Annotated in this window: 9 protein-coding genes and 1 pseudogene; 4 read left to right on the top strand and 6 right to left on the bottom strand. The window is 31.6% G+C overall.

All coding sequences use genetic code 11. The features are described from left to right. Positions 1–125 precede the first annotated feature (125 nt). The gene (locus CD121_RS06580) at positions 126–449 is read left to right on the top strand and encodes a DUF2147 domain-containing protein (RefSeq protein ID WP_046466811.1); all 324 of its coding nucleotides are present in this window, start codon (positions 126–128) and stop codon (positions 447–449) included. A 112-nt stretch (positions 450–561) separates the two neighbouring features. Here CD121_RS06580 and CD121_RS06575 read toward each other — a convergent pair whose 3' ends face one another. Continuing rightward, the gene (locus CD121_RS06575) at positions 562–1,179 is read right to left on the bottom strand and encodes a lysophospholipid acyltransferase family protein (protein WP_017638246.1); all 618 of its coding nucleotides are present in this window, start codon (positions 1,177–1,179) and stop codon (positions 562–564) included. Positions 1,180–1,350: 171 nt separating this feature from the next. Here CD121_RS06575 and CD121_RS06570 point away from each other — a divergent pair, with 171 nt between their 5' ends. Beyond that, the gene (locus tag CD121_RS06570) at positions 1,351–2,607 is read left to right on the top strand and encodes a S1C family serine protease (RefSeq protein WP_126567670.1); all 1,257 of its coding nucleotides are present in this window, start codon (positions 1,351–1,353) and stop codon (positions 2,605–2,607) included. 24 nt (positions 2,608–2,631) lie between these two features. Here the strand turns inward: CD121_RS06570 and CD121_RS06565 are convergent, their stop codons facing one another. From CD121_RS06565 to tyrS, 3 genes are all read right to left on the bottom strand, one after another. Then, complete coding sequence (locus CD121_RS06565; RefSeq protein WP_126567669.1) at positions 2,632–4,059, bottom strand: MDR family MFS transporter; 1,428 nt, start codon at positions 4,057–4,059, stop codon at positions 2,632–2,634. A gap of 134 nt (positions 4,060–4,193) precedes the next feature. Next, positions 4,194–4,658: a MarR family transcriptional regulator gene (locus CD121_RS06560; protein WP_119622810.1), complete on the bottom strand. Its 465-nt coding sequence runs from the start codon at positions 4,656–4,658 to the stop codon at positions 4,194–4,196. 61 nt (positions 4,659–4,719) lie between these two features. Beyond that, on the bottom strand, positions 4,720–5,982 hold the full coding sequence (gene tyrS, locus CD121_RS06555; RefSeq protein ID WP_119622809.1) for a tyrosine--tRNA ligase: 1,263 nt from the start codon (positions 5,980–5,982) through the stop codon (positions 4,720–4,722). A 576-nt stretch (positions 5,983–6,558) separates the two neighbouring features. Here tyrS and CD121_RS06550 point away from each other — a divergent pair. Further along, complete coding sequence (locus tag CD121_RS06550) at positions 6,559–7,470, top strand: transglycosylase domain-containing protein (RefSeq protein ID WP_029055654.1); 912 nt, start codon at positions 6,559–6,561, stop codon at positions 7,468–7,470. A gap of 52 nt (positions 7,471–7,522) precedes the next feature. Here the strand turns inward: CD121_RS06550 and CD121_RS06545 are convergent, their stop codons facing one another. Both CD121_RS06545 and acsA read right to left on the bottom strand, forming a co-directional pair. Continuing rightward, complete coding sequence (locus tag CD121_RS06545) at positions 7,523–9,190, bottom strand: formate--tetrahydrofolate ligase (protein ID WP_126567668.1); 1,668 nt, start codon at positions 9,188–9,190, stop codon at positions 7,523–7,525. A gap of 258 nt (positions 9,191–9,448) precedes the next feature. Then, positions 9,449–11,158 (bottom strand): annotated as a pseudogene (gene acsA, locus CD121_RS06540) (acetate--CoA ligase). Positions 11,159–11,329: 171 nt separating this feature from the next. Between acsA and CD121_RS06535 the strand changes: the two are divergent. Beyond that, positions 11,330–11,962, top strand: a complete 633-nt coding sequence (locus CD121_RS06535; protein WP_046466817.1) for a GNAT family N-acetyltransferase — start codon at positions 11,330–11,332, stop codon at positions 11,960–11,962. The last annotated feature ends 8 nt before the right edge of the window (positions 11,963–11,970 follow it).

The raw sequence follows: 11,970 nt of genomic DNA, 5'->3' as shown, positions 1-11,970 counted from the left end.
TCTATAAATAGCTTAATATTTAACTTTATATTAATTCATTTAAAATAAATTATACAAAATGTATTATACACAACTTTTTGTTTGTTTGATAAAATAAAGTCAATATTTAAGGAGGATGGTGCAACGTGAAAAAGTTTTTAGTTTTAATTTCAATTTTAAGTATATTATTAGTAGCATGTTCTAGTAGCCCTACTAAACAAGCTGAAGGAAAATGGCAAAATAGTGATGGAGACATCATTACGATTAAAGGTGAATCACTCAAAGTCACTAGTGGTGGTATGTCACTTGAAGGGTCTATTAAAGATGATAAAGAACATAAACATTTAGCTAAGATTAATCTAAGTGGTGAAACAGGCTATTTAAAAGTAGGAAAGAAAGCAATCTATGCCTTAGATTCACCTAATGACAAACCAGACAGTGAAGATAAATTCGAGAAAATTAAACAATAAGTTTAGTTTTACAATTGTTAGTACTTATTTATTTTATTAATATCACTGAAAATTAAAAGGTTGGATAATGATTTATTCATACTTGAATCATTATCCAACCTTTATTGTTTTACTATAAATTTTTAGCTATTTCATTTAATTCTTTTTGAAGCGCAGTTGTTCTACGTTCAATTTCTTTAGTTAAATATTCTACTTTTTCATTTCTCTTTAACTCTTTAGGAATATCACTTGTATCAATTGGCTCTCCAAATTTAAGTAAAGCTTGCCCAGTCACTAATCCATGTAATGCTTTAGGTCCTACATATGCAGCTGGTAAAATAGGTGCTTTACCTAACATAGCTATTGTAGCTGCACCTCTTTTTAATGGTGCACCTTCCATTGATGTTCTATGACCTGTTGGGAATATGCCTACAGTTTTATTTTCTTTTAGTAATTTAATTGGTCGTTTCAATGTACTTGGACCTGGGTTTTCTCTATCAACAGGAAACGCATTTAATGAGCTCAGGAATTTCCCGCCCCATTTATTACTAAATAATTCTTTCTTAGCCATATAGTTAATTTGATTTGGATAAATTGCCATACCTAACATTATAACCTCGTTATAACTTTCATGTGTACAAGTCACAACATAATTATTGTCTTTGGGAATGTTTTCTTTACCAATAACAAATAGTGATTTGCCTAATTTAACTAAAATAAAATATAAAATACTACTTATCACTTTATACATCGTTACACCTACTTATATAGTTTTCTATTTAACATATAGATTTTATCATTTACCTGCAATATGAACAAGATAACTTCTAAATAAGTCTAAAGTCTGATAGCAGAAGACTAGCGTTTTTGTGAAAAAAATTACATAATTAAGAGTAGAGATTATTAAAATTGGAGGTCAAATATGTCAGATTATACACAATCGAATCAATCTTATGATTCTCAACAACAACCATCTCGATATAATAAACCTAAGTTTCCGTGGTTTAAAACCATTTTAGTTGCATTAATTGCAGGTATTATTGGTGCCTTACTCGTTCTTGAAATTGGTAAGATACTTAATCAAACTGTATTAAATCATGATGGTGCAACGGTTAATGAAGCGTCAAATAGTAAAGGCGGTAATCAATTAGATGGAAAAAGTGATAAATATGATTCTGTCCATGAGATGATTAAAGATGTTTCTCCAGCTATTGTTGGAGTTATTAATATGCAAAAATCAAATAACCTTGATGATTTATTAAAAGGAAAAACTTCTAAACCAGAAGAAGCTGGTATAGGTTCAGGTGTTATTTATCAAATTAGTGACGGTTCTGCTTATATCGTAACAAATAACCATGTTATTGATGGTGCATCTGAGATAAAAGTACAATTACACAATTCAAAACAAGTTAAAGCTAAACTTGTCGGCAAAGATGCTGTTACAGACATTGCTGTATTAAAAATAGATAATACTAAAGGTATCAAATCAATCGATTTTGCAAATTCATCAAAAGTTCAAACAGGAGATAGCGTGTTTGCAATGGGTAACCCACTCGGTTTAGAATTTGCAAATTCAGTCACATCTGGTATTATTTCTGCAAATGAACGCACAATTGATGCTAATACGACTGGTGGCAATACAAAAGTAAATGTACTTCAAACTGATGCAGCGATCAACCCAGGTAATTCTGGTGGTGCACTTGTAGATATTAATGGTAATTTAGTTGGTATCAACTCAATGAAAATTGCATCTGAACAAGTCGAAGGAATTGGATTTGCTATTCCTAGTAATGAAGTAAAAGTTACAATTGAGCAATTAGTTAAGCATGGGAAAATCGAACGTCCATCTATTGGTATAGGATTAATCAATTTACAAGATATCCCTGAATCATACAGAAAAGAAATGAATACCGATAGTCAATCTGGTATTTATGTTGCTAAAGTGAGTCATGATAGTAACCTTAAAAAAGGTGATATTATAACAAAAGTTGATAATAAAACTGTTAAAGAAGATACTGATCTAAGAACTTATTTATATGAACATAAGAAACCCGGAGAGCATATTAAATTAACAGTTATCCGAGATGCTAAAACTAAAAGTATTGATGTTAAATTAAAAAAACAAACACAAACATCTACACAGTCATCTTCAGAAAGACAAAGTCAATTTGCACAATGATAGTAAAACAAGGTATTGATGAAATTAAGATTCATCAATACCTTGTTTATTTTTAGTTAAAAATAACGCTGGAATTAATATAAATAAAATAGCTATCACAGAAACCACAAATCCTTCATGAAATCCTGTTAATTGCTTACTGATAACATCATGCATAGCAGATTTTGAAATGTTAGAAGCGACTACAGTAGCGATAATGGCTGTTCCAAAACTAGCACCAACATTCTCTATCATGTTGATGCCAACACCAGCCTCTGATAATTGTGATTCTGACACACCTTTATATGCATCTGCCATCAATCCAAGATTTATACCACCCACGCTACATCCTCGAATAAATAATATTAGAGATATCCACCAGATAGATGTATGTTGATCTACAAAAGCTAATGGTAAAGTGCCGATAATAGCAATCACAATACTTATCATAATAACGTATTTTGCACCTATTCTATCAATATATTTACCTATATATGGACGTGTGATCAACATCCCTACCCCTTGAGGTATTAATGCTAAAGCTGCTTCGATTGCAGAATAATGTTTAAAAGATTGAAAGAATAACGGCAGTATAACCATTGGTCCCATAATACCTATATTAGCCAAAAGTAATCCTAACATTGAAGCTGAGTAAGTTTTACTTTTAAATAAGTTAATAGGTAATATCGTATTAAATTGATTTCTTAAATTATAAATGACATAACCAACAATAAATATCACACCTACAGTTATACAAAAGACTGCTAAAGGATCCAAAAATGTACCTTTATCTCCTGCTTCGGTGATACCATATATTAAACTTGTACTAATAATTCCTAACATAGCAATTCCTATAGCGTCTAACGATTTATCTTTGTTAAATGGTTTAAAAGATGGTACGTATTTCATCATAAGTGGTACCGAAATAACAGTTACTAATATATTAATAAAAAACATCCATCTCCAAGATGCAAAGTGAATAATAAAACCACCTAATGTAGGTCCTAATATAGGTCCAAAGATCATTGGGGTGCTTACAATAGCCATTACCTTACCTATATGTTCTTGACCTGCAGTCTTAACTAATAAAGTAAACATAAGAGAAGTGATAACACCTGCGCTAAAACCTTGAACAATTCTAAATAGAATAAATACGTTAACAGAATTACTAAGTCCAACCATTAATGAAGTTAAACCGAATAATGACATTGCTATTATAAATACTTTTTTACTATTGAATTGATTCATTAACCAACCAGAGAATGGAATAGCAATAGCTAAAGCTAGAATATATCCTGTAATTCCCCATTGAACAACATCAATACTAGTATGAAAGGTTTGGTTTAATTGTTTGATACCAATGTTGATCATCGTTGAATCTAACATTGGAGCGATAGCACCTATAGCAATAGCCCATTCTGCATGCATCGTTTCTTTTGGAATTTGTTGACTTTGTGCTTTATATTCTGACATAAGTTGACTCATTTTTGTTTCTACGTCAACAAATTTACACCTATTTTGTTTCCTTGTCAACAATAAAAATTTGAAAAATAAAAATGAGGCATCAATAATGCCTCATTCTCGAAACTATAACTTTCTAAATTTATTTAATGCTGTAATTCATTTTTCTTAATTTCATCATCTAAATGGTTATTATATCTTTTAATAAATTGATATATACTATCAAATTCTTCTTGTGATAAATTGTCGAATACAACTCGATCTCTTGCTTCAAACTTAGCATGTAGTTGCTGATGTGTGTTATAAACTTGTTGACCTTTTGGTGTAAGTCGAAAATATATTTCTTTTTTATTACTATCGCTTCGATAACTTTCAATCAACGATTTGGTCTGAAGACGTTTTGTCAATTTACTTATGGCACCTCTTGTCATAAATAATTGTTCAGTTAAACTTTTAACATTAGGGTTTTTTAAGTCATGTATGGCTTCAATACAATGAACTTCACTTGATTTGTATTCTTTTAGCGCTTCTTGCATTTCATCTTTATTTAGCCATGCAATTTTATTAAACATGTTTCGCAACCCTCTCATGATGACTTCTTCTTTATTCAAGTTTTAACCTCCCACACACCAATTTAGATCTTTAGGTAATTGATTCAAGATCTTAAATAATTTATTTGTAATTAACCATAAAGTATTTCTTTTTACCTCTACGAATAATAGTAAATTCGTCTTCGATTTTGTCTTGATCTGAAAGTTCATAATTTACATCTTGTTGACGTTCACCATTAATATAAATTGCGCCATTATTAACATCTTCACGCGCTTGACGTTTTGAAGTAGCAATTCCTGTTTCAATTAACGCTTCAATAATATTTGTAGTTTCTTTAGATAATTCAACTTGAGGTACATCTTTGAAACCTTCTTTTAATTCTTTAGCTGATAATGATTTTAAATCTCCACTAAATAATGCTTGTGAAATTCTAATGGCATCGTTTAAAGCAGCCTCACCATGGATAAAACGAGTTACATTTTCAGCTAATGCTTTTTGTGCTTCACGTTTATGTGGTGCTTCCTCTTTAGATTGTTCTAATTGATCAATCTCTTCTTTGCTTAAGAAAGTAAAGTATTTTAAGAATTTTATTACATCTTCATCTGATTGGTTTATCCAAAATTGATAAAACTCGTAAGGGCTTGTCTTTTCTGCATCTAACCAAACAGCACCAGATTCTGATTTACCAAATTTCTTACCATCAGATTTAGTTACTAGAGGAATAGTTAAACCATATGCTTCAGTTTGTCCATACATACGTCTCATTAATTCGATACCACTTGTAATATTACCCCATTGATCTGAACCACCTACTTGGATTTTACAATTTAATTCACGGTTCAAATGACCAAAGTCAATTGCTTGTAAAATAGTATATGTGAACTCTGTATAAGAAATACCATGTTCTAATCTTGTTTGAATAGAATCTTTTCCTAGCATATAGTTAACACCAACATGTTTACCATAATCACGTAAAAAGCTAATTAACGAGATTTGCCCCAACCAATCTTTATTGTTAACTAAAGTTGCACTTTTATCTGTACCGAACTCAAATAGTTTATGCATTTGTTGACTAATACCTTGTACATTAGCTTCTACTTGTTCTTCGGTTTGTAATACACGTTCTTCTGATTTACCAGATGGATCACCAATCATACCTGTACCACCACCGATTAATACAATCGGACGATGACCATGCTCTTGAAAACGTCTTAAAGTTAGAAATGGAAGCAAATGACCAATGTGTAAACTATCTGCTGTTGGGTCTGCACCACAATATAAAGCTACTTGTTCTTTATTTAATAATTCTTCAATTCCCGCTTCATCAGTTTGTTGATATATAAGTCCACGCCATTTTAAATCTTCAATTAATGCATTTGACATTATTCAATTCCTCCTAAAAATATTCTTTTATTATCATAAGTTTAGATGTAAGTGTGATTGAAAGATAAGCCTTTTAAGTTTAAATGGTTCATATCATATTTTACTGAATATCTAAATATCAATAACTTTTAAAGATACTATCATCAAAAGTGTATTAGATATACAATTAAACAAAAAAATGCCCCTACATTTCATCAATGTAAGGGCGCATTTGCACGGTACCACCATACTTAAATTTAGGCTTCATAAGTGAATCATCCACAATTCTAAAACTAATTCATTTGGTATAATACTCAAACGTTTAGTTATCTAAGTGTCCAAAATTGTTGGATATTCTTTAACCTAATATCTCTCTTAATGATACGTTCATTAATCAAACGTCAGACTTGTAATAAAAAGGTGTATTCACAAAATAGAAAATATTAGTTCACAGCAACCACTAACTCTCTGAAATTCTCTACAAAGCTACTTGTCCTTCATCTGAAACCTATGTATTTGAATCTAATTATAGTTAACATTATTTTAAAAGTCAACTTACCGAGTATGATATAATAAGCTAAAATAAGGAGGTTTGCTATGGATAATATGAAACAACATCGGCAACATGATAATTTGTTTCGATTTGAAAAATTATATAAACGAATTAAACACATCATTGTTTCAGTTTTTATAATCGGTGTAGTGTTTACACTTATTATCTTATTAGCTGCCCTAGTTTATTTTCACCAACTAACTAAAGAAGCATCATCAATAAGTGATAATGCATTAAAACATAAAGTCATTCACTTTGCTGGAGATGATTTAATTAATTATAAAAACAAGGACATCTTATATGAATATGATCATTCACTTAATCCATTAATAGTAGGTCCTAAACATGTGAATCCAGATGTTATTAAAGCGTTAACGTCTTCAGAAGATACTTTATTTTTCCAGCATAACGGCATTCTTCCAAAAGCCATTTTAAGAGCAATGTTTCAAGATTTATCTCAGAAAGAACATAGTTCTGGTGGCAGCACCATTACACAACAATTAGTTAAAAATCAAGTGTTAACTAATGAAAAAACATATAGTCGTAAGGCTAATGAAATTATACTAGCTCAACGACTTGAAGATATATTAAGCAAAAAGGAAATTATCTACACCTATTTAAATATTGTTCCATTTGGACGAGATTATAACGGTGCTAATATCACTGGTATTTCATCTGCATCTTATAGTTTATTCGGTGTTTCAGCGGAACATTTAAATATCGCTCAATCCGCTTATCTTATTGGGTTATTACAAAGTCCATATGGTTATACACCCTATGACGAAAATGGTAACTTAAAACCTGCAAATGAAATTGAATATAGCATACAAAGACAACATTATGTTCTAAAACGTATGCTAGTAGAAGAAAAAATTACAAAGGCAGAATATCAAAAAGCAAAACAATATAATATTAAAACTCATTTATTAACTAAACCTAAAAAATCATCAAATTAAAAATAACCCCTTGATAATATTCAATAAATTATCAAGGGGTTAACTATATATTTTAGAATAATCCTATTGCATGTCCATCATCAGTTACGTCCATGTTTAATGCAGCAGGTTTTTTAGGTAAACCTGGCATTGTCATAATTGCACCTGTCAATGCAACGATAAATCCTGCACCAGTTTTAGCTTCTAATTCACGGATTGTGATTTCGAAATCACTTGGTGCTCCTAATGCTGTTTGATCATCACTAAATGAGTATTGTGTTTTAGCCATACAAATTGGGTAATGATCCCAACCATTATCTTTAAATTGTTTTAATTGTTTTTGAGCTTTACTAGTGAATGTTACTTTTGAACCGCCATAAATTTCTTTAACAATTGTTTCAATTTTATCTTCTAGTGGTTGTTCTAATTCATAAAGTGGTTTGAAATTTTGTGGTTGATCTAGAACTTCTAGAACTTCATTAGCGAGGTCAACTCCGCCTTTGCCACCTTTTTCCCAAACTTCAGTTAGAGCAATTCTTACGCCATTTTCTTTTGCCCATGATTTAACAAATTCTACTTCAGCATCTGTATCATGAATGAATGCATTAATTGCAATAATTGGTTCTACACCAAATTTTTTAATATTATTAACGTGTCGTTCTAAGTTAACAATACCAGCTTTAACTGCATCTACATTTTCTTCTTTCAAGTTATCCTTAGTGACTCCGCCATGCATTTTTAAAGCACGAACTGTTGCCACTAAGACGACAGCTGAAGGTTCGAAACCAGCTTCACGGGCTTTGATATCCATAAATTTCTCAGCACCTAAATCTGAACCAAAGCCTGCTTCTGTGACAACAATATCAGCTAAGTCTCTCGCTGTTTCTGTAGCTAAAATAGAATTACAACCATGTGCAATGTTAGCGAATGGGCCACCATGAACTAATGCAGGTGTACCTTCAATTGTCTGTACTAAGTTAGGTTTAATTGCATCTTTTAAAATCATAGCTAATGCGCCTTCAACTTTTAAATCTGCAACGGTAACTGGTTTACGATCGCGTGTATATCCAATTGTTATTTTACTTATTTTTTCTCTTAAATCTTTAATATTACGACTTAAACATAAAATAGCCATAATTTCTGAGGCAACAGTAATATTAAATCCATCTTCACGTGGCACACCGTTAATTGGACCACCTAAACCAACGTTTACATGACGTAGTGCACGATCATTCATGTCTAGAACACGTTTCCATTCAATTCTACGTTGATCTATGCCTAAGTCATTACCTTGGTGTATATGGTTATCTATGAAAGCAGATAAAGCATTATTTGCAGTAGTAATAGCATGGAAATCACCATTAAAATGTAAGTTAATATCTTCCATTGGTAATACTTGTGCATAACCGCCGCCTGTTGCGCCACCTTTAATACCAAAAGTAGGTCCTAAAGCAGGTTCACGTAAAGCTACCATGACACTTTTCTTTAGTTCATGGAAAGCATCTGATAATCCTACTGTTACTGTTGATTTACCCTCTCCAGCTGGAGTTGGACTCATAGCAGTTACTAATACTACCTTACCTTTATTGTCTTTAGGTTTAATTTGGTTTATATCAATTTTAGCTTTATAATGTCCATATTGTTCTAAAGCTTCATCTGAAATTCCTGCCTCATTAGCAATTTCACTAATAGGTCTTAATTTTGATTGGTTTGCAATTTCTAAATCTGATAAATGTGCCAACTTATTTCAACCCCTTATAAATATTTATAAAATTATAAAAATAAGTGTAAGAATCAGTTATGTACATGATTCAGTTGCTCTTACATCTTTAATAATAACCGACTTATTTATTGATGTCGAATATTTGATAGCGTTTTCAAAAATGCTATCAAATTCTACATTTAAAAGGACCTAAAAATAATTAGGCCCTTTTCGCTACTTATTTACGTTAATGTGTGAAAATAGAGTTTTGTAAATTCATTTTTCTAATGTTAATTTTTAATCTTCCATTGTACTTAAGTCACCAGCATCTAAATCTAATTCCCAAGCTTTTAATACACGTCTCATAATCTTACCTGAACGTGTTTTAGGTAGTTTATCTTTAAACTCAATTTCTCGAGGTGCAGAGTGTGCAGACAGTCCTTCTTTTACAAATTGGCGAATATCATTTTTTAATTCATCAGTTGGTTCATAACCTTGTCTCAGTGCTACGAATGCTTTAATAATTTCACCACGTACAGGATCTGGTTTACCGATGACACCTGCTTCAGCCACTGCTTCATGTTCTACTAACTTAGATTCAACTTCAAATGGGCCTACACGTTCACCAGCAGTCATAATCACATCATCTACACGTCCTTGGAACCAATAATATCCGTCTTCATCTTTATATGCAGAATCCCCTGAAACGTACCAATCTCCGATAAAGTAAGAATCATATTTTTCTGGATTTTTCCAGATAGAATGCATCATAGATGGCCATCCTTTTTTGATTGCTAAGTTACCCATTCTATTAGGTGGCAATTCTTTACCTTCATCATCTACTATAGCTGCTTCGATGCCAGGTAATGGTTTACCCATTGAACCTAATTTAATGTCCATGGCAGGATAGTTAACAATCATATGTCCACCAGTTTCAGTCATCCACCAAGTATCTAAGACACGTTTATGGAAAACGTCTTTAGACCATTTGATAACTTCTGGATTGAGTGGTTCACCAACAGACAAGATTGAACGTAATGATGACAAATCATATTTTTCTACAATATCGTCACCAGCACTCATTAACATACGTAAAGCCGTTGGTGCAGTGTACCAAATTGTTACTTTAAAGTCTTGAATCATTTTGTACCATTGTTCTGGAGAGAATCGACCACCAACAATACAGTTTGTAACACCATTTAACCATGGAGCAAAGACACCATATGACGTTCCAGTTACCCATCCTGGATCAGCTGTACACCAATAAACATCATCTTCTTGTAAATCTAATACATATTTTCCAGAAATATAGTGAACTAACATTGCTTTTTGAACATGTAGCACACCTTTAGGTTGACCGGTAGAGCCAGATGTATAATGTAAAATTAAGCCATCGTCTTCACTTAACCATTCAATATCAAACTCATCACTAGCTTTTTTAAATTCAGTATTAAAGTCAACATATGCCTCATCCACATCGTCATCTACTACAACAATTGTTTCCAAGTTAGGTAATTTATCTTTTGGAATTCGTGGTAATAATGCTTTATTTGTAACAATGACTTTAGCATCACTATTTTCAAGTCTGTCTGCCACAGCTTTTTCCATAAATGCTTCAAATAGTGGTCCAACAATTGCACCAATTTTTAAAATACCTAAGAAAGCGAAATACAATTCTGGTGTTCTTGACATGAAAATAAATACTCTATCCCCTTTTTGAACATTAGCTTTATTTTTTAAAACATTGGCTGCTTTATTTGAGTATTTTTTCATCTCTTCAAATGTGTATGATTCATGACGACGTTCATCTTTATAGTTTAATGCTATTTTTTCTCCCTTACCCTCATCAACATGTCTATCTATACATTCATACGCCATGTTGATTTTTCCTGTCTTATTCTAAGAGAATGCCTTTTCAACATCTTTCCAATCAAAGTTATTATACGTTTGTTCATAATCTTGCAAATTATAATTTCCAGGTTCACTTTTATATACTTCAACTTTCATAAGAAAATCCCCCTTCGATTTATGAAATCGCTTTCTTTATAGTGAATTATACATATAATTGTCGCATTATTCAAAACATTTAATTATAATTGACATCATTTTTGTCATTTTACATCAAGAAAAGTATAATAAGTATAAAGAACAAGGAGGTTTTAATTAGGAGGTGAAGATATGCAACATATAAAATCTTATATTAAAGAGAATATATACTTAGAAGATCAGCATTTTATAATAGAAGGCCCTGTTTCATATTCTTTTTTGAAAACGCTTACTTTCGACGATGGATTAAATGCATTTAGATCCTACAATGAACAATTTGAAGCTTTATTAGAAATTACTACGTTACCAGAAGGTAGAGTTTATATTATTCGGAGAGACCAACATATTATAGGTTATGTTACGTATCATTATCCAGATGAATTAGAAAGATGGTCTACTGGCCAACTCCCCTATTTAATTGAGCTTGGTGCAATCGAGTTAAGCAAAGGTTACCGTCATTTACATTTAGGTGGGAGATTAATTCAAATCAGTTTATCAGCTGATGAATTTGAAGATTATATTGTCTTAACAACTGAATATTATTGGCATTGGGACTTAAAACATGCCCAACTAGATGTATTTGAATATAAACGGTTAATGCAAAAATTAATGCAAAAAGGCGGTTTAGAAGTCTTTGCTACAGATGATCCAGAAATTACAAGTCATCCAGCAAATTGTTTAATGGCTAGAATTGGTAAAAGAATTAGTTTAGATCAACAACATGCTTTCGACGATATTAGATTTCAAAACCGCTTCTTTTATTAGCAGATTGA

Source organism: Staphylococcus pasteuri, from assembly GCF_003970495.1.
In the GTDB taxonomy this organism is placed as follows: Bacteria; Bacillota; Bacilli; order Staphylococcales; family Staphylococcaceae; genus Staphylococcus; species Staphylococcus pasteuri.
The sequence above is the reverse complement of the archived record's forward strand: the minus strand, read 5'-3'. Positions and strand labels throughout refer to the sequence as shown.

Bases quoted from the DNA above. Each gene is read 5' to 3' on its own strand.
- CD121_RS06575 (WP_017638246.1), bottom strand. From the start codon at position 1,179: ATGTATAAAGTGATAAGTAGTATTTTATATTTTATTTTAGTTAAATTA.
- CD121_RS06570 (WP_126567670.1), top strand. From the start codon at position 1,351: ATGTCAGATTATACACAATCGAATCAATCTTATGATTCTCAACAACAA.
- CD121_RS06565 (WP_126567669.1), bottom strand. From the start codon at position 4,059: ATGTCAGAATATAAAGCACAAAGTCAACAAATTCCAAAAGAAACGATG.
- tyrS (WP_119622809.1), bottom strand. From the start codon at position 5,982: ATGTCAAATGCATTAATTGAAGATTTAAAATGGCGTGGACTTATATAT.
- CD121_RS06550 (WP_029055654.1), top strand. From the start codon at position 6,559: ATGGATAATATGAAACAACATCGGCAACATGATAATTTGTTTCGATTT.
- CD121_RS06535 (WP_046466817.1), top strand. From the start codon at position 11,330: ATGCAACATATAAAATCTTATATTAAAGAGAATATATACTTAGAAGAT.